The sequence below is a fragment of the Kribbella kalugense genome (assembly GCF_004365875.1).
Classification (GTDB): Bacteria; Actinomycetota; Actinomycetes; order Propionibacteriales; family Kribbellaceae; genus Kribbella; species Kribbella kalugense.
Window position 1 is genome coordinate 991,201 of record NZ_SODF01000003.1, and the last position, 21,948, is coordinate 1,013,148.

At 68.6% G+C, this 21,948-nt stretch carries 23 protein-coding genes; 10 read left to right on the plus strand and 13 right to left on the minus strand.

Annotated features, from left to right (window positions below; all coding sequences use genetic code 11):
• Window positions 1–14: 14 nt before the first annotated feature.
• Window positions 15–1,460 (minus strand): S1C family serine protease, encoded by a 1,446-nt coding sequence (locus EV650_RS36210; RefSeq protein WP_134123649.1) that lies wholly within the window; start codon window positions 1,458–1,460, stop codon window positions 15–17.
• 83 nt (window positions 1,461–1,543) lie between these two features.
• Entirely contained in the window at window positions 1,544–2,101 is a 558-nt protein-coding gene (locus EV650_RS36215) for a TetR/AcrR family transcriptional regulator (protein ID WP_134123650.1), read from the minus strand.
• A 97-nt stretch (window positions 2,102–2,198) separates the two neighbouring features.
• Between EV650_RS36215 and EV650_RS36220 the strand changes: the two genes are divergently transcribed.
• From EV650_RS36220 to EV650_RS36230, 3 genes are read left to right on the plus strand one after another with little or no spacing between them, the layout of a single operon-like run.
• Window positions 2,199–3,029 carry an oxidoreductase gene (locus EV650_RS36220; RefSeq protein WP_134123651.1) on the plus strand — a complete coding sequence of 277 codons (831 nt, stop codon included), beginning with the start codon at window positions 2,199–2,201 and terminating at the stop codon, window positions 3,027–3,029.
• 28 nt (window positions 3,030–3,057) lie between these two features.
• On the plus strand, window positions 3,058–3,906 hold the full coding sequence (locus EV650_RS36225; protein ID WP_134123652.1) for an alpha/beta hydrolase: 849 nt from the start codon (window positions 3,058–3,060) through the stop codon (window positions 3,904–3,906).
• Window positions 3,899–4,546: a TetR/AcrR family transcriptional regulator C-terminal domain-containing protein gene (locus tag EV650_RS36230; RefSeq protein ID WP_134123653.1), complete on the plus strand. Its 648-nt coding sequence runs from the start codon at window positions 3,899–3,901 to the stop codon at window positions 4,544–4,546. The genes EV650_RS36225 and EV650_RS36230 overlap by 8 nt, the downstream gene beginning before the upstream one ends.
• On the opposite strand, the gene EV650_RS36235 is transcribed toward EV650_RS36230, so the two are convergent.
• Window positions 4,509–5,648, minus strand: a complete 1,140-nt coding sequence (locus tag EV650_RS36235; RefSeq protein WP_134123654.1) for an epoxide hydrolase family protein — start codon at window positions 5,646–5,648, stop codon at window positions 4,509–4,511. The genes EV650_RS36230 and EV650_RS36235 overlap by 38 nt on opposite strands.
• A gap of 63 nt (window positions 5,649–5,711) precedes the next feature.
• Here EV650_RS36235 and EV650_RS36240 point away from each other — a divergent pair, with 63 nt between their 5' ends.
• Together EV650_RS36240 and EV650_RS36245 are read left to right on the plus strand one after the other, a co-directional pair.
• Window positions 5,712–6,656, plus strand: coding sequence for a helix-turn-helix transcriptional regulator (locus tag EV650_RS36240; protein ID WP_134123655.1), 945 nt, complete (start codon window positions 5,712–5,714; stop codon window positions 6,654–6,656).
• Window positions 6,657–6,672: 16 nt separating this feature from the next.
• Complete coding sequence (locus EV650_RS36245; protein ID WP_134123656.1) at window positions 6,673–7,482, plus strand: alpha/beta fold hydrolase; 810 nt, start codon at window positions 6,673–6,675, stop codon at window positions 7,480–7,482.
• A 388-nt stretch (window positions 7,483–7,870) separates the two neighbouring features.
• On the opposite strand, the gene EV650_RS36250 is transcribed toward EV650_RS36245, so the two are convergent.
• The 4 genes from EV650_RS36250 to EV650_RS36265 are packed head-to-tail and all read right to left on the minus strand — an operon-like array spanning window position 7,871 to window position 13,315.
• Window positions 7,871–8,779, minus strand: coding sequence for a ribonuclease Z (locus EV650_RS36250; RefSeq protein WP_134123657.1), 909 nt, complete (start codon window positions 8,777–8,779; stop codon window positions 7,871–7,873).
• Window positions 8,772–9,746: a pyridoxal-phosphate dependent enzyme gene (locus EV650_RS36255; protein WP_134123658.1), complete on the minus strand. Its 975-nt coding sequence runs from the start codon at window positions 9,744–9,746 to the stop codon at window positions 8,772–8,774. Before EV650_RS36255 ends, EV650_RS36250 begins: the two co-directional genes overlap by 8 nt.
• Window positions 9,743–12,724 carry a glycine--tRNA ligase gene (locus tag EV650_RS36260; RefSeq protein ID WP_166678410.1) on the minus strand — a complete coding sequence of 994 codons (2,982 nt, stop codon included), beginning with the start codon at window positions 12,722–12,724 and terminating at the stop codon, window positions 9,743–9,745. The genes EV650_RS36255 and EV650_RS36260 overlap by 4 nt, the downstream gene beginning before the upstream one ends.
• A gap of 57 nt (window positions 12,725–12,781) precedes the next feature.
• The gene (locus EV650_RS36265) at window positions 12,782–13,315 is read right to left on the minus strand and encodes a TetR/AcrR family transcriptional regulator (RefSeq protein WP_238174701.1); all 534 of its coding nucleotides are present in this window, start codon (window positions 13,313–13,315) and stop codon (window positions 12,782–12,784) included.
• Window positions 13,316–13,406: 91 nt separating this feature from the next.
• Between EV650_RS36265 and EV650_RS36270 the strand changes: the two genes are divergently transcribed.
• From EV650_RS36270 to EV650_RS36280, 3 genes are all read left to right on the plus strand, one after another.
• Window positions 13,407–14,300: a TIGR03564 family F420-dependent LLM class oxidoreductase gene (locus EV650_RS36270; RefSeq protein WP_134123660.1), complete on the plus strand. Its 894-nt coding sequence runs from the start codon at window positions 13,407–13,409 to the stop codon at window positions 14,298–14,300.
• Window positions 14,297–15,553, plus strand: a complete 1,257-nt coding sequence (locus tag EV650_RS36275) for an RNA polymerase sigma factor (RefSeq protein ID WP_134123661.1) — start codon at window positions 14,297–14,299, stop codon at window positions 15,551–15,553. Before EV650_RS36270 ends, EV650_RS36275 begins: the two co-directional genes overlap by 4 nt.
• A 176-nt stretch (window positions 15,554–15,729) precedes the next feature.
• Entirely contained in the window at window positions 15,730–16,512 is a 783-nt protein-coding gene (locus EV650_RS36280) for an alpha/beta fold hydrolase (RefSeq protein WP_134123662.1), read from the plus strand.
• 99 nt (window positions 16,513–16,611) lie between these two features.
• On the opposite strand, the gene EV650_RS36285 is transcribed toward EV650_RS36280, so the two are convergent.
• Window positions 16,612–17,238 (minus strand): superoxide dismutase, encoded by a 627-nt coding sequence (locus tag EV650_RS36285; RefSeq protein ID WP_134123663.1) that lies wholly within the window; start codon window positions 17,236–17,238, stop codon window positions 16,612–16,614.
• Between the two features lie 221 nt (window positions 17,239–17,459).
• Window positions 17,460–18,404 carry an NADP-dependent oxidoreductase gene (locus EV650_RS36290; RefSeq protein WP_134123664.1) on the minus strand — a complete coding sequence of 315 codons (945 nt, stop codon included), beginning with the start codon at window positions 18,402–18,404 and terminating at the stop codon, window positions 17,460–17,462.
• Between the two features lie 74 nt (window positions 18,405–18,478).
• On the opposite strand from EV650_RS36290, the gene EV650_RS36295 reads away from it, so the two are divergent.
• Window positions 18,479–18,838, plus strand: a complete 360-nt coding sequence (locus tag EV650_RS36295) for a winged helix-turn-helix transcriptional regulator (RefSeq protein WP_134123665.1) — start codon at window positions 18,479–18,481, stop codon at window positions 18,836–18,838.
• Here the strand turns inward: EV650_RS36295 and EV650_RS36300 are convergent.
• From EV650_RS36300 to EV650_RS36310, 3 genes are all read right to left on the minus strand, one after another.
• Window positions 18,794–19,615, minus strand: coding sequence for an alpha/beta fold hydrolase (locus tag EV650_RS36300; RefSeq protein WP_134123666.1), 822 nt, complete (start codon window positions 19,613–19,615; stop codon window positions 18,794–18,796). The genes EV650_RS36295 and EV650_RS36300 overlap by 45 nt on opposite strands.
• 36 nt (window positions 19,616–19,651) lie before the next feature.
• Window positions 19,652–20,029 carry a YciI family protein gene (locus tag EV650_RS36305; protein WP_134123667.1) on the minus strand — a complete coding sequence of 126 codons (378 nt, stop codon included), beginning with the start codon at window positions 20,027–20,029 and terminating at the stop codon, window positions 19,652–19,654.
• Between the two features lie 76 nt (window positions 20,030–20,105).
• Window positions 20,106–20,918 carry an SDR family NAD(P)-dependent oxidoreductase gene (locus EV650_RS36310; RefSeq protein WP_134123668.1) on the minus strand — a complete coding sequence of 271 codons (813 nt, stop codon included), beginning with the start codon at window positions 20,916–20,918 and terminating at the stop codon, window positions 20,106–20,108.
• A gap of 55 nt (window positions 20,919–20,973) precedes the next feature.
• On the opposite strand from EV650_RS36310, the gene EV650_RS36315 reads away from it, so the two are divergent.
• Window positions 20,974–21,582 (plus strand): TetR/AcrR family transcriptional regulator, encoded by a 609-nt coding sequence (locus tag EV650_RS36315; protein ID WP_202875220.1) that lies wholly within the window; start codon window positions 20,974–20,976, stop codon window positions 21,580–21,582.
• Here the strand turns inward: EV650_RS36315 and EV650_RS36320 are convergent.
• On the minus strand, window positions 21,579–21,935 hold the full coding sequence (locus EV650_RS36320; RefSeq protein WP_134123669.1) for a YciI family protein: 357 nt from the start codon (window positions 21,933–21,935) through the stop codon (window positions 21,579–21,581). The two genes, EV650_RS36315 and EV650_RS36320, sit on opposite strands and share 4 nt — an antisense overlap.
• Between the last annotated feature and the right edge of the window lie 13 nt (window positions 21,936–21,948).

A 21,948-nucleotide genomic window follows, 5' to 3' on the forward strand; every position in this document is an offset into this window, starting at 1 on the left:
GGGTAGCGCTGAGGTCAGCGAACCGGGCCGGTGATGAGTTCGATGGTTGCCTTGTGGGACTGACCGGACTGGTCGACCCAGCCGACCGCGACCTTGTCCCCGGGGTGCTGCGCGTTGAGCAGCGAGGACAGCGTGTCGGGCGAGTCGACGGTGTGACCGGCGAAGGAGGTGATCACGTCACCGGCCTCGAGTCCGGCCGCGGCCGCGTGGCTGTTCTCGACTACGTCGCCGATGACGGCGCCGGTGGTGCCGGGGCTGGTCTCGACCGAGACTCCGAGCATCGCGGAGGCGCCGAGGTGTACGGCGTCCGACGACTTGCCGTTCTCGATCTGCTGAGCGATGTCGAGCGCCTGGTTGATCGGGATGGCGTACCCCTCGGTGGTCGTCCCGCTCCCGCTACCCGAGCCGTTGCCCGAGCCGCCTTGGCCGTTGCCGGAGCCGTCGCCGTTGCCGTTGCTCGAACCGTTTCCGTTGCCGTTGCTCGAACCGTTGCCGTTGCTCGAACCGTTTCCGTTCCTGTTGCCGAAGCCGTTGCCGCCGAACGGGGTTCCGCTGCCGTTGCCGTACCCGTAGCCGCCGCCGTAGCCGTTGCCGTCAGCCGTCAGCGTGGCCGTCTTGGTGGAGCCGGACGTGACCGCGGTCTGACCCGGGGCGCCCTGTCCGCCGTTGTTGCCACTGCCGCCGGCGACGTCGACACCGACCACGTTGCCGTTCGCGTCCACCAGCGGGCCGCCGGAGTCACCGGCCTGGATGTTCGCGTCGGTCTCGATCAGGTTGGTGAGGTTCTCCGGGTCCTGCCCGCTCTCGTCGGTCGCGGTGATCGCCTGGTTCAGCCCGGTCACCTTGCCGGCCGCGTAACTCGGCGTACCGCCGGCGCCGCCCGCGTTGCCGACCCCGACCACCTGGTCGCCGAGCTTCACCTGGTCGGAGTTCCCGGTCTTCGCGGTCTGCAGCCCAGACGCGTCCTTCAGCTTCAGTACGGCGATGTCGTGCTGTACGTCGTACCCGACCACGCTCGCGGTGTACGTCTTCCCGTTGCCGATGTCCGTCACGGTGATCGAGGTCGCACCCTCGACCACGTGGTGGTTGGTGAGCACCTCACCGTCGGAGCTCAGCACGATCCCGGTGCCGGCCGCCCGTGCGTTCTCGTACCCCAGCACGGTGTTCACGTCGACCAGTCCGGGCGACACCTTGGCCGCCACAGTCGCCGCGTCGAACGCCTTCTGGGACAGCTCGGAGGTGTTCCCGCTGCTCCGCTGGTCGATGCCCCAGGCAACCGACCCGGCGACGACAACCGCTGCCAGCCCGAGTACACCGGCCCCTAGCAGTCGCCGGCCGCGCTTCTTCGGTGCCGGCGGCTGCGGCGCGTGCGGGTACTGCTGCGGATATCCGCCGTGTGCCGGCGGCCAGCTCCCATATGACCCACCGTTGTACGGTCCAGGCCCAACGCTGTCATTCATTTTCCCGAGTCCTCCTCAGCCAGTTCCCTCTGTCTTCGAGTACACCTCGCAAGACTGAGAACTCCATCGGGCCAACCAATGAATCAGCTGAGAATCTTCTGGACCGCCATCACCACGGCCCGGCGGCGGATGATCGGGTTCGGCACGTCGACGCCGTACTCCGGATTCATCGACGTCCAGTGCGTCGCGATCGCCTGGATCAGCGACAGCAGCGTGACCGCGGTGAACTGCCGCGGCACCACCCGGCGGCGCATTCCCCGGTGCAACTCGTCCAGCCGGGCCTGGTTGACCGCGACGATCGCCTCCAACGGCTGACCGTCGGGCCGCTCGAGCCGGTACCAGGTCGAGAGCCGTAGCCGCTCCGGATGCGCCTCGAAGTAGTCGAACACCCGCCCCGCGTACGCCGGAAGATCGTCGACGTCGAACCCGACCTCGTCCAGGTACTGCGCCACGGACGCGGTGAACGCCGCGTCGAACAGCTCGTCCTTGTTGCCGAAGTACGCGTACAGCATGGCCTTGTTGCAACCGGCAACCTCGGCGATCCGGCTGACCCGCGCGCCGGCGATCCCGCGGGCGGCGAACTCCTCGGTGGCGGCCTCCAGGATCCGGGCCTTGGTCCGGTCGGCGTTGCGCTGCTGCATGCCCGCCAGCCTAGCAACCAACTGGTTAGTTGATTTCCAACCAACTAGTTGGTTAGCTTGAAGGCGTATCCAACCAACCGGTTAGTTAGGAATCGTGATGAGCAAGATCTGGTTGATCACCGGCAGCTCCCGCGGGCTGGGCCGCGCCCTCACCGAGGCCGTGCTGAACGCCGGAGACCGAGTCGTCGCCACCGCCCGCCAGCCCGAGCAGCTCGACGACCTGGTCACGAAGTACGGCGAGCAGATCCGCGCCGTCGCCCTCGACGTGACCGACACCGAGGCCTCCCGCGCCGCCGTCCAGACCGCACTCGACGCGTTCGGTGGCCTGGATGTGGTGGCGAACAACGCCGGCTACGCCAACAGCGCCCCGATCGAGGAGACGCCCGACGAGGACTTCCGGGCACAGATCGAGACCAACCTCTTCGGCGTGGTCAACGTGACCAAGGCAGCCCTGCCGGTGTTCCGCGAGCAGCGCGGCGGGCACTTCCTGCAGTTCTCGTCGATCGGCGGCCGCGTCGGCGGCACTCCGGGCATGGGCGCTTACCAGACCGCGAAGTTCGCCGTCGAAGGCTTCTCCGAGGTGCTGCACAACGAGGTACAGCCGTTCGGCGTGAAGGTGACGATCGTCGAGCCGGGCGCCTTCCGGACCGACTGGGGCGGCTCGTCGATGCGGCTCGCCGAGGTACACCCGGACTACGACGCGACCGTCGGGCAGATGAACCGCTTCCGCGTAGAGACCGACGGCACGCAGGCCGGCGACCCGGCCAAGGCCGCCCAGGCGATCCTCCAGGTCGTCGGCCTCGACAACCCGCCGCTCCGCCTCCTGCTCGGCAAGGACGCGCTCACCCACGCCGACCGCGCCTCCAAATCCCGCGCCGAGGAGGCCGCCACCTGGTCACACCTGACCACCTCGACCGACTTCGACTGACGGTCCGCTCTGTGTCTACACTGTAGATATGATCTACACCGTAGACACGCCGGCAGCCGCCCTGCACGTCGAACGCACCGGCGAAGGGCCGGCGATCGTGCTGATTCCCGGTGGTGGCGGGGACGCCGCGATGTACACGGCCCTGATCGACGAGCTGGCCCGGAAGCACACCGTCATCACCTACGACCGCCGCGGCAACTCCCGCAGCAGCCTCAAGCCGGGCGCCGGAGCGAGCTTGCCCGATCAAGCGGCCGACGTCGTCGCGATCCTCGACGACGCCGGCTTCGATCAGGCCTTCGTTTTCGGCTCCAGCGCCGGCGCATTGGTGACGCTCAGCCTGCTCACGTCGTACGCCGATCGCGTCGCGGCCGCCGTCGTCCACGAGCCGCCGGTGATCCAGGTGCTCCCCGACGCCGCCGAACGTACGGCGTACTTCGACGACCTCGGCCGGATCGCCGAACGCGAAGGCGCGCTGCCCGCGATGATGAAGTTCGCCACCAGCACGATGGACCGGCCGACCAAGTTCTTCGACTCGCGGTTCGGCCGGACCATCGGCGCGGCCGCCGTCGGCCTCGCGAGCCGCGTCACCCCGAAGAACGAGATGAACCGCCTGTTCGGGAACGCGGACCAGCTGATGCGGACCGAGATGCCGGACTTCACCCGCTACCAGCCGGACCGCGAGGCCCTTCGCAACGCCAATAGCCGCTGGGCCTTCGGCGTCGGCGCTCTGAGTGAGGGCCGCTACTACAGCCGCCCGGCCCGGCAGTTGAGCGCCGAGCTCGGCGTACCGTGTCTGGAGTTCCCCGGCGGACACCTCGGCTACCAGAGCGAGGCCGCCGAGTTCGCGCGCCGCCTCCAGGAGTTCTTCGATGCCTGACCGCACCCCACCGACGCGGCCCGCCCTCAACCGCGAGTACATCGCCGAGGTCGCCCTCGACCTGATCGATCGGATCGGGCTGGCCACGTTCTCGATGCGCAAGCTCGGGGCGGAGCTGGGCGCCGACCCGATGGCGGCGTACCGGCACTTCGCCGACCAGGAGGATCTGTACGACGGCATTGCCGAGCTGCTCTTCGACCGCCTCGACGCCGACTCGTTGCCCTGGGCAACAGAGTGGACCGAGCTCGCGACGGCGTACTGCGAACGGCTGCGGACCACCCTGCTCGAGCACCCGCAGGCCGTCACGGTCTTCGCCTCCCGACCGGTCCGCTCCCCCGCCGCGATCGGCACCGGCAACCGGATGCTCGAGTCCCTGCAGGCCGCCGGCTTCGGGCCCGCCGACGCCCTGCGGATCACCCGCTGCCTGCGCGAGTACACGATCGGCCACGCGCTCACGATGGCCGTGCCAACGGTGGACGCCCGCCGCCGCAGCCGCAAGCCGGCGCCCACCGATCCCGCCTACAACCTGCTCGCCGAGGCCGCCGACGGCGCCACCCCCGGCGACCACTTCGACCCCGGCCTGCAGGCCATGCTCAACGGATTCAGCGCAGGTCGCGGAAGAACTCGCGGACGTCGCTGACCAGCAACTCCGGCTCCTCCAGCGCGGCGAAGTGACCGCCGTGGTCGACGTCGGTCCAGCGCGTGATCGTGTTCGACGTCTCGCAGTACCGGCGGATCGCGACGTCGTGGGCGAGCGCGAGGACGGCCGTCGGGACACCCGAGTCCGGCCGGGGCGCCCACGACCGCGGCTGGGCGTAGCCGATGTACGCCGCCGACCCACCGGTGCCGGTCAGCCAGTACATCATCACGTTGGTGAGCAGCCGGTCCTTACTGATGATTGCTTCCGGCAACGTCTCGGCCGGGAAGGTCCAGGCCCGGAACTTGTCCATGATCCAGGCCAGCTGCGCGACCGGCGAGTCGACCAGCCCGTACGCCAGCGTCTGCGGCCGGGTCGACTGGATCGAGATGTAGCCGAACTCGTCCTGCATGAACTGACCGATCCGCGCCATCTTGTCCTGCTCCAGCGGCGTCAGCGTCTTCAGCTCCTCGTCGGACATTTGCAGCGGCGGCAGGTTCGTCCCGCCGTTCGTGTGTACGCCGACCACGCGCTCCGGAGCCGACCGTCCGACCTCGGGTGACACCGACCCACCCAGGTCCCCGCCCTGTACGCCGTACCGTTCGTACCCGAGCCGGCTCATCAGCTCCGCCCACACCCGCCCGATCCGCGGGAACGTCCAGTCGCCGTCCGCGGTCGGCCCGGAGAACCCGAACCCGGGCAGCGCCGGGATCACCACATCGAACGCGTCCGCCGCCTGACCGCCATGAGCAACCGGGTCGGTCAGCGGGCCGATCACATCCAGGAACTCGACGATCGACCCCGGCCAACCGTGCGTCAGCAGCAGCGGCAGCGCACCCGGCTCGGCGGACCGGACGTGGATGAAGTGGATCTGCTGCCCCTCGATCTCGGTGGTGAACTGCGGGTACGAGTTCAGCTCCTTCTCCGCGGCCCGCCAGTCGTAGGAAGTCCGCCAGTACTCGACCAGCGACGACAGCCAGGCGACCGGCACGCCGGTGTCCCAGTCGTCACCGGGCAGCGGAGCGGGAAGCCGGGTGCTCGCCAGCTTAGCGGCGAGGTCGTCGAGGGTGCTCTGCGGGATGTCAATCGTGAAGGGCTTGATCATGTCCCAAACTCTGTCACTTGCTTAGGACACCTTCAGTCCTAACCAGGTGGCAGACTTCAGAACATGCTCGAAACCTCGGCACGACTGCTCAAACTGCTCTCGCTCCTGCAGCAACCCAGGGAGTGGAGCGGCGCTGCCCTGGCCGACGAGCTCGCGGTCGGGGTCCGGACGGTACGGCGGGACGTCGACAAGCTCCGCAACCTCGGCTACCCGGTCGACGCCGTACCGGGTGTGGCCGGCTACCGCCTCGGCTCGGGCGCCGCGCTCCCGCCACTGCTCCTAGATGACGAGGAGGCCGTCGCGGTCGCAATCGGATTGCGCGCCGCCGCGAGCGGCACCGTGGCCGGGACCGAGGAGTCGTCGGTCCGCGCGCTCACCAAGCTCGAACAGGTCCTGCCGTCCCGGCTCCGACACCGGATCACACTCCTCCAGCAGATCGCCGTCACCCCGGCCGGCGGTCCGTCGGTGCAACCCGACGTACTGCTCGCTGTTGCGGCCGCTTGTCGCGATCATCAGCGGATGCGGTTCGACTACCGCAATCACGACGGTACGGCGACCACTCGGACGACGGAGCCGCATCGGCTGGTGCACACCGGTCGCCGTTGGTACCTGGTCGCGTGGGATCTCGACCGGACCGACTGGCGGACGTTCCGGCTCGACCGGTTGGAGCCGCGGATCCCGACCGGGCCGCGGTTCACGCCGCGCGACGTACCGGATCTGGCGACCATCGCGCGCGGCGTCGCCTCCGGTGGTTACCGCTACCAGGCCCGCATCCTGGTGCATGCCCCGGCCGAGCAGGTCGCGGATCGGTACGGACCGAACGTCGCGGCGGTGACGCCGGTCGACGACTCGACGACGCTGGTTGAGACCGGCGCCAACTCGCTCGACCAACTCGCGTTGCACTTCGGTCTGCTCGGGCTTCCGTTCGAGATCCAGTCACCACCCGAGCTGATCGAGACCGTTCGCGAACTCACGACGCGCCTAACAGCAGCGATTCCGGCACCCTGACCGGTACCGTTCAGGCATGCAGGATCGGTACGTCGAGACCGTGCTGGGCCGGATCCGGTTGCGCGTGGATGGGTCCGGACCCGCGATGCTGTTCTGGCCGAGCCTGTTGATGGACGGCACCCTCTGGTCCGCCCAGGCCGCGCACTTCGCCGACCGCTTCCAGGTGATCCTCGTCGATCCGCCCGGCCACGGCGGCAGCGAGCCGCTGACCGGACCGTTCAGCTTCGACCAGTGCGCCGAGGTGATCCTCGCGATCATCGACGACCTCGGCGCCGACCGGGTCCATGTCATCGGCAACAGTTGGGGCGGCATGATCGGCGGCACGTTCGCCGCGCTGCATCCCGACCGGATCGGCATCGCGGTCCTAATGAACGCCACCGCCTCCCCGTCCGGTCGGCGGCAACGGTTCGAGTACGGCGTCCTGACCCGATCGGCCCGACTGCTCGGCGGCATCCGCGGACCACTCGTCGGGCCGGTCCGCGACGCCTTCCTCGGACCGACCGCCAAACGCGAGAAGCCCGAGGTCGTTGCTACTGTCAACGAGCTCGCGCAACGGGTGAACATTGCCTCCGGCCACCATGCCGTCACCAGCGTCGTACCGCGCCGCCCCGATCAGCGGGCTCTGTTCGGCACCATCCGCACGCCAGTCCTGGTGGTAGCCGGCGCCGAGGACGCGACGTTCCCGGTGGCCGAGACCGAGGAGATGGCGGACTCGATCCCCGGCGCTCGCTTCGTCGTCCTCGAACAGTCCGCGCACCTGGCCGCACTCGAGTCCCCAAAGGAAGTCAACACCCTGATCGACGACTTCCTGGCAGACAACGCCTAGCGTCGCGACGGGGGGGTGGCGGTCATCTGGACAGGTAGTGTCGGGCAGCCGGTAGTACACCTGAGCGTTAAAACGCCGACGCGTACGGCGTATCGCAGATGTACTACCTGTCGAGCTGCAGATCGCCGGCCCGTGACCGATCCACGACTCGACGAACCCGGCACCAACCACAACACACGACTCGACGACGGCCAACCACCGAGCACCCGCCGCCTAGCAGGCCAACTCAACCCACCCACACATCATCCACAAGAGCCAACTCGGGGAGGATCTTGTGCCGTTCTGGGTGCAAAACCCTCCCCACATCCGCAGTGACGGTCAGTCGCTCGGGTGAGGCGCCGGCTGGTCGGGTCAACAGCGTTACGACCTCAACCTTTGTGGACAACGCCTAGCGTCGCGCCGGGACCGGGGTGCGGGTCAGGTCGGCGGCGACGACTATCTCGCCGCTGAACTCGGCGGCGGCTTCCTCGTGGAAGCGTCCGGGTTCCAGGTAGCGCTGGGAGAAGTGCGTCAGGACGAGTTTGCGGACGCCGCACTCCTCGGCGACGCGAGCAGCTTGGCGCGCGGTGAGGTGGCCGAAGCGGCGGGCCAGGTCGGCCTCGGACGACAAGTACGTGGACTCGATCACCAGCAGGTCGGCACGGTCGGCCAAGCGCAGTACGTTCTCGCACAGCCGCGTGTCCATGATGAAGGCAAACCGCTGGCCGGGTCGGGGCTCACTGACGTCCTCGATGCGCACCGTGCGACCGTCCACCTCGAGGGAGCCGGCTTGCTGGAGGCGACTGATGGCCGGACCAACGATCCCGTGAGCAGCGAGCTGGTCCGGCAGCATCCGGCGGCCGTCGGGCTCGATCAGCTGGTAGCCGAACGACTCGATCGAATGCTCCAGCCGGCGTGCCCACAGCTGCCCGAACGACCCGACCGACAGCAGCCCGTCCTCCTCCACCGGCTCCTCGACCAACTCGGCCCGCTCGAAGAACGAAGCGGCGTACCGCAGCCGGGTGAAGTACGTCTGCCCCGACGCCGGGTAGTGCGCGCGGACCGGATGCGGTACGTCGTCCAGCGACAACCGCTGCACGATCCCGGGCACGCCGAGGCAATGATCACCGTGGAAATGCGTCACGCACAGCCGGGTGATCGCGCCGGCCGCAACCCCGGCGTACAGCATCTGCCGTTGCGTCCCCTCGCCCGGATCGAACAGGAACCCCTCCTCGTCCCAGCGCAGGAAGTACCCGTTCTGCGTGCGTTCCCGGGACGGCACCTGGCTGCCGGTCCCGAGCACGACCAGCTCACGCAAGCGCGGCCACCAACGTCGAGGACGACATGTTGCCGCCGCAGGACACCACCGCGACGCGCTTGCCGGCCAATTCGGTACGGCGTTCCCGCGCGGCCGCGAACGCCAGCGCGGCCGAACCCTCGATCAACTGATGCTCGGTGTCGATGACCATCCGGAGCGCATCCCGGATCGCGTCCTCTTCGACCAGCACCCAATCGTCGACGAGCTCCCGGCACAGCTCGAACGTGATGCTGCCCGGCTCGACGCTGCCCGCCGTACCGTCCGACAACGTCTGCGCGGCGTCGACCTGGACGATCTCACCGGCCCGCACCGAGGCCGCCATCGCATCATCCATAGCGGGCTGCGCGCCATAGACCGTGATGTCAGGCAGGTGCTTCTTCAACACCGAAGCGACCCCGCTGATCAGCCCGCCACCACCGACCGAGACCACGACCGCGTCCAGCGGCGCACCGCCGAGCTGCTCGAGAATCTCCACCGCCAGCGTGCCCTGCCCGGCGACGATGTCCAGGTCGTTGTACGGCGACACGTAGGCCAGACCGTGCTCCGCGGCGTACGCCCGCGCCTTCGGCTCGAGCACCCCGGAATCGTTGCCCTCAGCCCGCAGTTCCAGCCCGAGCCGACGCAGCGCCGCGACCTTGCTCGGCGAGGCGTTCTCCGGCAGGTAAACGATCCCGTGCCCGCCGAGAGTCGCAAGCGCATTACCGACCCCGAGCGCGTGATTCCCAGTCGAAGCGGTCACCACCCCCGGCCGCCGCTCCTCGTCACTGAGCGTCAGAATCTTCGCCATCGCCCCACGAGCCTTGAACGACCCAGTGACCTGCCGGTGCTCACACTTCACCAGCAGGTCGGCGCCCACGTCGTCGCTGACCGCGTCGTACCTGACGAACGGCGTCGGCGGCAGATACTCACGCAACCGCAGCGCAACCAGCTCCGACCGCTCGGCCACTTCGGCAGGCGTGACCATCATGCGTTCAAACTCGTGCCCAGTTCTTGCCAGTCGAGGACCGGGGCGGCGAGTTGACTGATGGTGGCGAGGAGGCCGAGGCGGGCGGCTCGGATGTCCGGCTCCTTGGCCATCACCAGGATCTCGTCGAAGAAGGCGTTGACGGGCTCGACCAGGACCGAGGCGGCCGCGACGAAGTCGCCGAGGCCGGTCGGTGCCTGTCCGATCTTCTCGACCGCTTCGTGTACGACGACCTCGGCCGGCTCGGTCAGCTTGCTCGAGTCGTACGACGCCTCGGTGCCCTCGGGGACGATCCGGCGTACCCGCTGGAGGACGGCGACCAGGTCGGCGAAGTCGCGGTTGCCGACCAGCTCCTGCAGGGTCTTCAGCGTCTCGTCCGCATCCGCCGGAGCCGTTGCCAACGGCAACACAGCGGCGACCTGGAAGTGGTCGTCGCCGCGGTCGAGCAGCTGCTGCTCGTACCGCCGGACGGTGAACTCGGCGACCTCGTCCAGCGAGGACTCCGGTACGTCGATGCCCTGGGCACCGATCTCGTCCGCGGCCGCCTTCAGGCCGACGGGCAGGGTGATCGCCCGCAGTTCGGGGTGTTCGCGGAGGATCGCGACCACACCGGCGGCCGCGCGCCGCAGCGCGAACGGGTCCGAGCTTCCGGTCGGCTTCGCACCGACACCGAACAGGCCGGCCAGCAGGTCGAACCGGTCGGCCAGCGCGAGCAGCGCACCCGGGGTCGTCGACGGCACCGGGTCACCGGCCGAGCGCGGCAGCTCCATGTCGAACAGCGCCTGGGCAACCGCCTCGGTCTCACCGGCGCGGCGCGCGTACTCGCGGGCCATCGTGCCGGCCAGGCTGGTCAGCTCGACCACCATCTGCGACCCGAGGTCGAACTTCGCCAGCTCGGCGGCCCGCTTCAGCGTGGTCAGGTCGTCGCCACCCAGGTCGACGACCTCGGCAAGCTTTAAGGCCACCCGCCCAATCCGGCCCGCGCGGTCGGCCATCGAGCCGAGCCGCTCCTCGAAGGCGAGCTTCTCCAGCTCGCCCTTCATCGACTCCAGCGGCGTGTCCAGGTCGGCCCGCCAGAAGAACGCGGCGTCCTCGTAGCGCGCCCGCAGTACGCCTTCGTTGCCTGCCCTGACCAGGTCCTCGTCGACCGAACCGTTGGCCACAGCAACGAAATGCGGAAGCAGCTTGCCATCGGCATCGCGGACCGGCAGGTAGCGCTGGTGCTTGCGCATCACCGTCGTGAGGATCTCGCTCGGCAGGTCCAGATAGTCCGCAGAGAAGCCACCGAGGATCGGCGTCGGCTCCTCGACCAGGTTGACGATCTGGTCGACCAACGCGGCCTCGCCCTCGACGTCCACCGTGCCGTCGACGCCCTTTGCGAGCTCGCTCGCGGCCGACACGATCACGGAACGGCGCCGTGCCGGGTCGGCCTCGATGCCGTGGATCCGGAGCAGATCGAGGTACCCCTCGGCCGCGGCGATCTCGACCTTCGGCGGAGCGGCCGTCCGGTGGACCCGCGTCGTACGGCCGGCGGCCAGGGACGACACCGAGACCGGAACGACCTGGTCACCGAGCAGCGCGACCAGCCAGCGGACCGGGCGGGTGAACGACAACTTGGCGTCGTTCCACCGCATGTTCTTGTCCGAGCGCAGTCCGGCGACGATCTCGCTCAGTACGCCGCTCAGCACCTCGGCCGCACCCCGACCCGGGTCCGGCTTGGTCACCGCGACGTACTCGACGCCGTCGACATCCAGGTCGTGCAGCTCGGTCGGCTCGACCTTCTGGCCGCGGGCGAACCCGGCAGCGGCCTTGGTCAGGTTGCCGTCGGCGTCGTACGCGGCCGCCTTCTTCGGGCCGCGGACCACGCGCTCGGCGTCGGGCTCACCGGCCTGGACCTCGGCGACGAACGCGACCACCCGACGCGGCGTCGCGTACGTCGTGATCGCGCCATGACCGAGCCGGGTCGCGCCGAGCTTCTCTTCCAGCGCGGATCGAACGGCCTCGGCGGTCTTGGTGACCTCGGACGGCGGCATCTCCTCGGTGCCGATCTCGAAGGTCAGCTGCCGGGTCCCGGTGATCTTGGGGAACTCAGTCGGTTCGGCGACTGCGGCCGGAAGCTCGGCGAGTCCGAGCGGGTACTCGAGCTCCTCGCGCCGCTCGGCCCACAGCCGCGAGACCTCGCGGGCAAGCGTCCGCATCCGGCCGAAGGCCTTGGCGCGTTCCGTCGTACTCACGGCACCGCGGGCGTCGAGCACGTTGAAGGTGTGCGAGCAACGCAGTACCTGGATGTGCGCGGGCACCGGGAGCCGGTCGTCGATCATCCGACGGGCCTCGTTCGCATATTCCTCGAACAGACGCTTCTGCGACTCCACGTCCGCGTCGTCGAGGTAGTAGCGGCTCATCTCGTACTCCGCCTGGCCGAACGCCTCGCCGTACGAGATGCCCGGTGCGTAGGCGATGTCCTTGAAGTTCGAGACGCCCTGCAGCGCCATCATGATCCGCTCGATGCCGTAGGTGATCTCCACCGACACCGGGTCGAGCGTCATGCCGCCGGCCTGCTGGAAGTAGGTGAACTGGGTGATCTCCAGCCCGTCCAGCCAGACCTCCCAGCCGAGACCCCAGGACCCGGTCGCCGGGTTCGCCCAGTTGTCCTCGACGAACCGGATGTCGTGCGCGTGGATGTCGACCCCGAGCGTGGCCAGGCTGTCCAGGAACTGCTCCTGCGGGTTGCCCGGGTCCGGCTTGAGCACCACCTGGAACTGGGTGTGGGTCTGCAGGCGGTTCGGGTTCTCGCCGTAACGGCTGTCGTCGGGCCGGACACTCGGCTCGACGTACGCGACCCGCCACGGCTCGGGACCGAGCACCCGCAGGATCGTCGCCGGGTTCAGCGTTCCCGCACCGACCTCGCTGTTGAACGGCTGCACGACCATGCAGCCCCGGTCGGTCCAGTACTTCGTCAGCGCGATCAGCGCGTCCTGCATGGTGAGCACAACAAACCTCGAGCCATCGTTCGGAGGGGGTTCAGGGGACGAAGTCTATTAGCTCGCGCCTGGTGCTACGCCCCGGATGACCAGGTCGACGAGACGGTCGGCCTGAGCGGTGTCGGAGTCACTGGCCAGCGTGATGCCGTTGAGCAGTTGCAGTACGTCGGAGATGGCGACGTCGGCCGGGACCGAGCCGTCCTTCTGAGCCCGATCCAGCAAGCTCTGGCCGGCCGCGCGGATCCGCTGATGGCACTGCGAACCGCGCTCGGCGCTCATCATCAGCGCCGGCCCGAGACCATGCACTGTGGTGATGTGGCCGACCATGTCGTGGAGCCAGATCGTCAACGCCTGCAGGGGTTTCGGGTAATCCTGGAGCTCGTCGGCCCGCGCGCAGACTGCTTCAATACTGCTCTCGAAGACGGCCTCCAGCAGAGCGACCCGGCCACCGAAGTGACGGTGCAACGTCGCCGACCCGACCTCCGCCCGCCGCGCGATCTCCTCCAAGGAGGCGCCGGCGCCCTGCTCGGCGACCACCTCGGCGGCCACCGCGACCATCCGGTCGTAGTTCCGCCGGGCATCCGCACGCACGATCGAACTCCCTTGCTAACTGGGGTGGTACCCCATATCGTAGCGCAGGTTAACCGGGGGGATACCCCACTTACTACCTCAGGAGCTTCAGATGCGAATCGGACTGGCGTACGGCGACGCCCGCAAGCAGACCGACCTGGCAGACATCACGCACCAGATCCAGTCGGCGAGCGGCATCGGCACCGCCTGGCTGACCCAGGGCCCGAACCTCGATGCCCTCACCACCCTGGCCATCGCCGGCGCAACGTCGACCGGCGAGCTCGGCACCGCGGTGGTGCCCTTCCCGCAGCGGCATCCGCTGGTGCTGGCAAGCCAGGCGCTCACCGTCCAGGCAGCGACCGGCAACCGGCTGACGCTGGGGATCGGCGCCGGGATCGCCGCGATGGTCGGCCCGATGTTCGGCCTACCGACAGACCGGCCGGCTCGTCGGCTCCGCGAGTACCTGGAGGTACTGCGGCCACTGCTCCGGGGCGAGCCTGTCGACCATCACGGCGAGACGCTGACCGCGGTCGGCGCAGTCGCGATCGAAGGCGCCACCGCTCCCCCGGTGCTGGTCGCCGCGCTCGGCCCGGCCATGCTCAAGGTGACCGGAGAACTGGCGGACGGCACGATCACCTGGATGACCGGACCGAGGACGCTCGCGGAACACGTCGTACCGTCGATCACCAAGGCTGCGCAGGGTCGTCCGGCGCCACGGATCGTCGCCGGGCTGCACATCTGCCTGACGAACGACACCGACTCCACGCAAGCCCAGTACGCCACCGACTTCGCGCTGTCCGGCCAGGTCCCGGAGTACCGCGCCGTCCTCGACCGCGAGGGCGTCAGCGGTCCGGCCGACGTACTGCTTGCCGGCGACGAGGAGACGCTGGCCAAGCGGATCGCCCAGCTCCGCGACACCGGCATCACCGACCTGATGCTCGCGCCGATCGGCACCGCGGCCGAGCAAACCCGCACGATCGAGTTCCTGTCTACTATCGGCGGGTGACAGTAACGGAGGCGAGCGGGGCGGTCGACGCGGTCTGGCGGATCGAGTCGGCGCGGATTGTCGCGGGTGTCGCGCGGATCGTGCGGGACGTCGGGCTGGCGGAGGAGCTGGCCCAGGACGCGCTGGTCGCGGCGCTGGAGCAGTGGCCGAAGTCCGGCGTACCGAACAATCCGGGCGCCTGGCTGATGGCGATCGCGAAGCGGCGGGCGATCGACCTGATCCGGCGTAAGGAGACCTACCAGCGCAAGCTCGCCGAGATGGGCCACGAGCTCGAGATCGACGGCGACAGCGTGGAAGACGACGTCGAATCGATCCTCGAGGACCACATCGAGGACGATCTGCTCCGGCTGGTGTTCACCGCGTGTCACCCGGTGCTGACCATGGACGCCCGGGTGACGCTGACGCTGAAGCTGCTGGGCGGCCTGAAGACCGACGAGATCGCCCGCGCGTTCCTCGCGCCGGAGCCGACCATCGCGCAGCGGATCGTCCGGGCCAAGCGCAACCTGGCCAAGGCCGAGGTCGAGTTCGAGGTGCCGTCCGGGCCGGAGCTGCTGGAGCGGCTGTCGTCGGTGCTCGAGGTCGTCTACCTGATCTACAACGAGGGGTACTCCGCGACCGCGGGCGACGACTGGATGCGTCCGACCCTGTGCAACGAGGCGATACGACTCGGCCGTCTGCTCGCCGAGCTGATGCCGACCGAACCCGAAGTACTCGGACTGCTCGCCCTGATGGAGCTGCAGTCGTCCCGGGCCAACGCGCGCGTCGGGCCTGATGGCGAGCCGGTGCTGCTGCTCGACCAGGACCGCCGTCGCTGGGACCGGCTGCTGATCCGCCGCGGCCTCGAAGGGATCGAGCGCGCCTGGGCCTTGGAGAAGCCACCCGGCCCGTACCTCCTCCAGGCTGCGATCGCCGCTTGCCACGCCCGCGCGGCCGATCCGGACGACACCGATTGGGCCCGGATCGCCGGCCTGTACGCCGTACTCGCGCAGGTGACCCCGTCGCCGGTGGTCGAGCTGAACCAGGCGGTCGCGATCTCGATGGCGTTCGGTCCGCAGCGTGGTCTGGATGCGGTCGACGCACTCGCCGACGACCCGTCGTTGAAGGACTACCACCTGCTGCCGAGTGTGCGCGGTGACTTCCTCTTCAAACTCGGCCGCCTGACCGAGGCCAGGACCGAGTTCGAGAAGGCCGCCGCCCTCACCCGGAACGAACGCGAACGCAAGCTCCTGCTGGAACGCGCCGCCGCCTGCTAGCTCACTCGGCTTCGTGGAGGAGGACGGCGACCTGCGTGCGGTTCGCGACGTCCAGCTTCGCCACCGCGGTAACCATCACTGCGAGCTGTGGAAGTGATCTAGGTCACACGTGGTCGATTCGGATCCGGGACCGTCGACGCACCAGTGAAGACTGCCGCTCTAACAGGAGGAACGACATGAACACGGTGGAGTCGAAGGACGGAACGACGATCGCGTACGACCGGCGTGGAGACGGGCCGGCGCTCGTCCTCGTCGACGGCGCGCTCTGCTCTCGGGCGCAAGGGCCGATGCCGGACGTGGCCGCGGAACTCGCGGACCGGTTCACCGTCTACAACTACGACCGGCGCGGCCGCGGGGACTCCGGCGACGCGGAGTCCTACGAGGTCGAGCGGGAGATCGAGGACCTGGCCGCGGTGATCGAGGCCGCCGGCGGATCGGCGTACGTCTACGGCTCGTCATCCGGTGCGGCGCTCGCACTGCGGGCGACCGCCGCCGGGCTGCCGATCGAGAAGCTGGTCGCCTTCGAGCCGCCGTACGTCGTCGACGACAGCCGCAAGCAGATCCCGCGGACCTGGGTCGCCGACCTGCAGGCGCTCGAGCCGGCTGATGCGATCAAGTACTTCTTCACCAAGGGGATCGGCCTGCCCGGGATCATCGTCTCGATGATGAAGCTGATGCCGGCCTGGAAACCGATGAAGGCGATCGCGCACACCCTGCCGTACGACGCTCAGGTCGTCGGTGACAACTGCTTCGGCGACCCGATGGACGCGTCCCAATGGGCCGGGATCGAGCAGCCGGTGCTGGTGGTCAACGGCGGGAAGAGCCCGGGCTGGATGAAGACCTCGACCCGCGCGCTCGCGGACGCGGTCCGGGGCGCCGGGCATACCGAGGTGCCGGGTCAGACCCATGTGATCAAGGCCGGGGCGATCGCCCCGGTGATTGCGGACTTCTGTCGGTGATGCCGGATCGCCAGGCCATCACAATCGCGCCCGCCCGGCCCCGCTGAGCGGGAACCGGGCGGGCGCGAGTGATTGTGATGGTGTGGAGATCCGCCTTTGTCAGGCGCCGGTGATCAGCGCGCCGGCGCCGGTGCGGGCCGCGTCGAACCGAGCCTGCGCGTCGGCCCAGTTGACGACGTTCCACCAAGCCTTGACGTAGTCCGGCTTGACGTTCTTGTACTGCAGGTAGAAGGCGTGCTCCCACATGTCCAGCATCACGATCGGGATCTGGCCGGCCGGCAGGTTGCCCTGCTGGTCGTACAGCTGGTGCACGAGCAGCTGGCCGCCGAGCGCGTCCCAGCCGAGGATGGCCCAGCCGGAGCCCTGGATGGTGGTCGCGCTGGCGGTGAAGTTGGCCTGGAAGCCGTCGAACGAGCCGAACGACTCGTCGATCGCCGCGCCCAGCTCGCCGTCCGGCTTGTCGCCACCGTCCGGCGACAGGTTCTTCCAGAAGATCGAGTGGTTGACGTGACCACCGAGGTTGAAGGCGAGCGTCTTCTCCAGCCCGACGATCGAGCCGAAGTCACCCTTGTCGCGGGCCTCGGCCAGCTTGTCCAGGGTGTCGTTCAGACCCTTCACGTAGGTGGCGTGGTGCTTGTCGTGATGCAGCTCCATGATCTCGCCGGCGATACTCGGCGCGAGCGCGCTGTAGTCGTAGGGGAGGTCGGGAAGCGTGTACGTGGTCAACTCTGCTCCTTCGTCGGGGCCCGCGGGGGCCGATATCTCCGATGTCCTGTGCCAGCGGCACCAGCTTGAAACTTCAACCACGGTTGAGGTCAAGACACCACGCTGCGGAACGGCCACGCGGTACCTGAGACCGGTGCCCGGCGCGATCGCTTTCACACCCCAGCGCACGCACCGGACTACCCCAGCTTCACATACCGCCCCACATCACCCACGAGCGCGTCTCACTTGACCTCGAGGACCAGCTTCCCGCGCGCCCGGCCAGTCTCCAACCGCCGGTGCGCGTCGGCCGCCGCGGCCAGCGCGAACACCTCCTCGACCTCGATCCGGACTGCTCCGTCCTCGATCAGCCGGGCGATCTCCCCGAGCGCGTGACCGTCCGGTTCGACCAGGAACGGCGCGACCCGGACACCCGACTCGGCGGCCTTGGCGATCAGCTCCGGCGACGCCCCGGACGGTACGGCGACCAGGAGTCCGCCCGGCCGGATCACGGCCACCGATTGGCTGAGCGTGGTCTCGCTGCCGACCAGGTCGACCACGACGTCGATGTCCGCGGTCGCGGCCGCCAGGTCGGTGGAGTGGTAGTCGATGAGCTCGTCGGCGCCGAGTCCACGCAACCAGTCGTGCTTGCCGGCGCTCGCCGTACCGACGACGTACGCGCCGAGCTCCTTGGCGAACTGGACGGCGAGGTGCCCGACCCCGCCTCCGGCCGCGTGAATCAGCACCCGCTGACCTTTCTCCACCCCGGCCAGCGCGGTAAGGATCTGGTACGCCGTCAGTCCGGCGAGCGGGACCGCGGCCGCCTCGGTGTGGCTCAGGTTGGCCGGCTTGCGGGCGAAGTGCCGCGACGGCGCGGTCACGTACTCCGCGTACGCCGAGGCTGCTCGCGGGAACCAGGGCATGCCGTAGACCTCGTCGCCGACCGCGAGGGTGTGGACTCCGTGACCGACTTCCTCGACGACGCCCGACACGTCCCAGCCGAGGACGAACGGGGGCTCGCCGAGCAGGCCGGCCACGCCCGATCCGGCGCGGGTCTTGGCGTCGACCGGGTTCACACCGGCCGCGCGGACCCGGACCAGGACCTCGGTCGGCAGCGGCTCCGGCCGCTCGATGTCGACCAGGTGCAGGACCTCGGGACCGCCGTACATGTCTTGAGTGATGGCTTTCATGCCCGCAAGCTATCTAGAAGGAGGTAGTATCCCGCAAGGACCACTACTTCCTAATGGGTAGTACGGAGAGGCAAATGACTACGCGATGTGCGACCGGGGTACACGACAAGCACGACGTGTACGCCGCCCAGTGTCCGTGCCGGGACGTGCTCGATCTGCTCGCGAACAAGTGGGCCGCCCTCGCGATCGGTGCGCTGGAGGACGGCCCGCTGCGGTTCGGTGAGCTGCAGCGGCGGCTGCAAGGGATCAGTCCGAAGGTGCTGACCCAGACGCTGCGCCGGCTCGAGGACAACGGCTTCCTGCACCGGGAGATCTACCCGGCTGTGCCGCTGCACGTGGAGTACTCACTCACCGACCTCGGCCACAGCGTGTCCAAGCCGCTCGGCGCCCTACGCACCTGGGTCGAGACGAACCTGGACAAGCTGAGCGCGTAGCGCCTCGGCGAACGCTCCCGGTTGCTCGGCGAAACCGAGATGACCGCCCGGGAAGCGGGTCGGTACGACGCCGAGCCCGTCAGCCAGTGCGATCGAGGTCCGCTCGCACAGCTGACCGGTCGATTCCGTACCGATCCCGACCACGATCCGTACGCCGTTCCCGCGGAGCCGATCCAGGTCCGGCCGCCAGCTGATCGACTCACGCATCTCGTGCGCGAACCAGAACCGCTCGTCGGCGACGTCCTGCGGGTCCCGCTCGCCGCTGTACATCTGCTCGACCGAACCGTCCGGCGCCGGGACGTTCGACAACTCGAAGAACTGCTTCCACGCCCCGATCACGTCGCCGGCCAGGTAGTCGGCCATCATCCGCTCGGACGCGGCCAGCAACTCGTCGGCGTCGGCGACCAGCCGGTCCAGCGGCGGCTCGTGCGCGATCACGGTGCTCGCCACGTCCGGATGCTCCTGCGCCAACGCGAGCACGCTGACCGCTCCGCCGCTCGACCCGAGCACGGCGGCCGGGCCTGCGTCGACGTGTCGGATCAGTCGGGCCAGGTCATCGGCCCGTTCGGAGGGTGTCGACGTACCGCCGGGGTTGAGTTTGCTGCGCTTCACGCCGCGCGGGTCCGTGGTGAGCACGGTGTAGTCGGTCGCCAGCAAGTCGGCCAGCGGCGCGAACCAGCCCGCGTCCATGGGGGCGCCGACCAGGACCACCAAGGGTCCTGATCCGCGCACCTCGTAGTACAGCTCTGCCTCGGGAACCTTCAGTGTGTTGTTCATGCCACTTCCACGAACGGAGGCGGCCGGAATGGACGATCAGTTCTGGAAAATGTCCGAGTCGGGCCCGAAGTCCGCCTCGTCGACCACCCGGCGTACCTCGACCTCGGCACGGAGCGCCTCGGCCAGCCGGGCCGCCCACTCGATCGCCTCGTCGCGGTTGCGGACCTCGACGACGATGATGCCGCCGACCAGCTCCTTGGTCTCGGCGAACGGACCGTCGGTGACGGTACGCCGGCCGTCGTCGACCTTGACCCGGGCGCCGAGCGAGCTGCGGTGCACACCCTCCGCGAACAGCAGGACCCCGGCCTTCGACAGGTCCTCGACCACCTTGCCGACCCCTTCGGCCACCTCCGGCGGCGGGAACTTCCCGGCCTCGCTGTCGGCGTCCACCTTGTTGATGATCATGTAGCGCATCGCTGCCGCTCCTCGTCGTGTCGGTCCATCACTTACTCTCACGTCGAGCGAGCCACCACCAGATCGACACGCGAACTCAAATCATCGGAAGCGTCAGCTCGTACAGCCTCTTCGCGTCGTCAGGATCGAACGTCTTCAACGTCGGATCAACCGGTTCGCCGACCGCTCGCAGGATCAACCGCTCATCCGGCTGGTCGTCCATCACAGCGAGCGTGTCCCTGACGCTCTCCGCCGGCGGCTTCGCGAACAGGGCCGCGCTGACCTTGGCCACAGTCCGGAGCGGCTGCGGGAGATGGTTGGTGCCGCTCTTCGTGTACGGCGGCTGCACCCCGAAGTACTTCGTCCGTCCGTCCGGATGGTTCTGCAGGTAGTGAACGGCGAGCAGGTCGTTCGCCCGGCCACCGCTCAACGTCGCCTGGACCATGCTGAACTTCTTCGCGAACTGCAGGTCGTCCCAGTTGACCGCGCCCTTGGTGATGCCAGTCGCGCCGATGTTGGTGATGATCGGCGTCTCGCCGCGCTCGAGCAGGTCGGTCAGGCCGTAGCTGAGGATGAAACGGCTCAGGTAGTAGAGGACGAACGCTCCCTCGAGTCCGTCGACCGTCTCCCGACGCTTCACGAACGGGACCATCGCGGCCAGGACCAGTGCATCCAGGGCCTCATGTCTGGCCGTCACCTCCTTGATCACCCGATGGTTCTCGGCGACGGACAGCAGATCGGCCTGCAGGTACGACGCTTCGCCGTCGAGCGGCTCGGCGTCGCGGAGGAACTGTTCCCCGCGGGACGGCGTACTGCCGATCACCGTCACCCTGGCACCCCGGCGCAGGTAGTGCAGGGCGATCTCACGGCCCATCCCGGTAGTCCCACCGGCCACCACGGCGTTCTTCATTTCAGCTCCTAAGTCATCGATCGGTGACTTAGACCGTAGACGCGGTGTGGGTAGCATGTCAACGATCGATGACTTGGAGGGCCTGATGGCGCACAAGCGGGACCGGGAGGCGACGCGGGCGCGGTTGCTGGAGTGTTCGCGGCTCCGGTTCGCCCGGGACGGGTACGACGGGACGAGCGTGCGGGACGTGGCCGGGGACGTCGGCGTGGATCCGGCGCTGGTCTTCCGGTACTTCGGGTCGAAGTCGTCGTTGTTCACCGAAGCGATGGCCGGCTCGTCGGCTCCCGTCGTACTGCCCGACGGTCCGGTCGAGGAGCTGCCCGCGAAGCTGATGCACCAGCTCGTCTTCGAGGACTGGTCAGAGTACGCCGGTGAGCATCCGTTGATCGCGATGCTCCGGTCCGCCGGGCACGAGGACACCAAGGACCGCCTCCGCCAGCAGGTCTGCGAAGGCTATCTGGACGTCCTGTCACAACTTGCCGACGGCAACGAAGACAAGAACCTCCGGACCGAGCTGTTCGGCGCGTGGCTGCTCGGCATCGGAATCCTCCGCACCGCCGTCGGCACCCCGACGTTGGCCAAGGCGACCGAGGAGGACCTTCGCCCGCACCTCGCCGCGGTTGCCGAAGCCCTCTTCGGAAGGCCGGTGCCGACCGACGGCTAGTCGGCCATCACTTCTGCGATCGACCTGGGCGCGCGCACCTTCGAGAACTGCAGGTTGCCCGCCGGCATGTTCCAGGTCATCACCTCGACCGCGAGACGACCGACCAGCACCGCCGGATCGGCCGCGGCGTGCTCGCGGGCAGTCGCGGCGTCCACCGACCAGATCGAGAATCCGCGGAAGCGCTCGTCGTCCTGATCGGTCAGCGGTCCGCGAGCCAGCACCAGGCCGCGCTCTTGCAGGTCGGCACCGTGGGCGAGGTGCCGGTCCTGCAGGGCAGCAGCCTCCTCGTCGGTCATCACCGGCGCATCAGTGCGCAGCGTCAGCAGAGTCACGGTGTAGCTGTCGAAGCGCATGGGGCCAAAGCTA

What these genes read in the sequence shown, in the direction of transcription:
- EV650_RS36225 (WP_134123652.1), top strand. Translation starts at nt 3,058, where the DNA reads ATGATCTACACCGTAGACACGCCGGCAGCCGCCCTGCACGTCGAACGC.
- EV650_RS36245 (WP_134123656.1), top strand. Translation starts at nt 6,673, where the DNA reads ATGCAGGATCGGTACGTCGAGACCGTGCTGGGCCGGATCCGGTTGCGC.
- EV650_RS36315 (WP_202875220.1), top strand. Translation starts at nt 20,974, where the DNA reads ATGTCAACGATCGATGACTTGGAGGGCCTGATGGCGCACAAGCGGGAC.
- EV650_RS36235 (WP_134123654.1), bottom strand. Translation starts at nt 5,648, where the DNA reads ATGATCAAGCCCTTCACGATTGACATCCCGCAGAGCACCCTCGACGAC.
- EV650_RS36255 (WP_134123658.1), bottom strand. Translation starts at nt 9,746, where the DNA reads ATGATGGTCACGCCTGCCGAAGTGGCCGAGCGGTCGGAGCTGGTTGCG.
- EV650_RS36300 (WP_134123666.1), bottom strand. Translation starts at nt 19,615, where the DNA reads ATGAACAACACACTGAAGGTTCCCGAGGCAGAGCTGTACTACGAGGTG.
- EV650_RS36280 (WP_134123662.1), top strand. Translation starts at nt 15,730, where the DNA reads ATGAACACGGTGGAGTCGAAGGACGGAACGACGATCGCGTACGACCGG.
- EV650_RS36220 (WP_134123651.1), top strand. Translation starts at nt 2,199, where the DNA reads ATGAGCAAGATCTGGTTGATCACCGGCAGCTCCCGCGGGCTGGGCCGC.
- EV650_RS36295 (WP_134123665.1), top strand. Translation starts at nt 18,479, where the DNA reads ATGACTACGCGATGTGCGACCGGGGTACACGACAAGCACGACGTGTAC.
- EV650_RS36320 (WP_134123669.1), bottom strand. Translation starts at nt 21,935, where the DNA reads ATGCGCTTCGACAGCTACACCGTGACTCTGCTGACGCTGCGCACTGAT.
- EV650_RS36260 (WP_166678410.1), bottom strand. Translation starts at nt 12,724, where the DNA reads ATGCAGGACGCGCTGATCGCGCTGACGAAGTACTGGACCGACCGGGGC.
- EV650_RS36305 (WP_134123667.1), bottom strand. Translation starts at nt 20,029, where the DNA reads ATGCGCTACATGATCATCAACAAGGTGGACGCCGACAGCGAGGCCGGG.
- EV650_RS36215 (WP_134123650.1), bottom strand. Translation starts at nt 2,101, where the DNA reads ATGCAGCAGCGCAACGCCGACCGGACCAAGGCCCGGATCCTGGAGGCC.
- EV650_RS36310 (WP_134123668.1), bottom strand. Translation starts at nt 20,918, where the DNA reads ATGAAGAACGCCGTGGTGGCCGGTGGGACTACCGGGATGGGCCGTGAG.
- EV650_RS36210 (WP_134123649.1), bottom strand. Translation starts at nt 1,460, where the DNA reads ATGAATGACAGCGTTGGGCCTGGACCGTACAACGGTGGGTCATATGGG.
- EV650_RS36240 (WP_134123655.1), top strand. Translation starts at nt 5,712, where the DNA reads ATGCTCGAAACCTCGGCACGACTGCTCAAACTGCTCTCGCTCCTGCAG.
- EV650_RS36230 (WP_134123653.1), top strand. Translation starts at nt 3,899, where the DNA reads ATGCCTGACCGCACCCCACCGACGCGGCCCGCCCTCAACCGCGAGTAC.
- EV650_RS36270 (WP_134123660.1), top strand. Translation starts at nt 13,407, where the DNA reads ATGCGAATCGGACTGGCGTACGGCGACGCCCGCAAGCAGACCGACCTG.
- EV650_RS36290 (WP_134123664.1), bottom strand. Translation starts at nt 18,404, where the DNA reads ATGAAAGCCATCACTCAAGACATGTACGGCGGTCCCGAGGTCCTGCAC.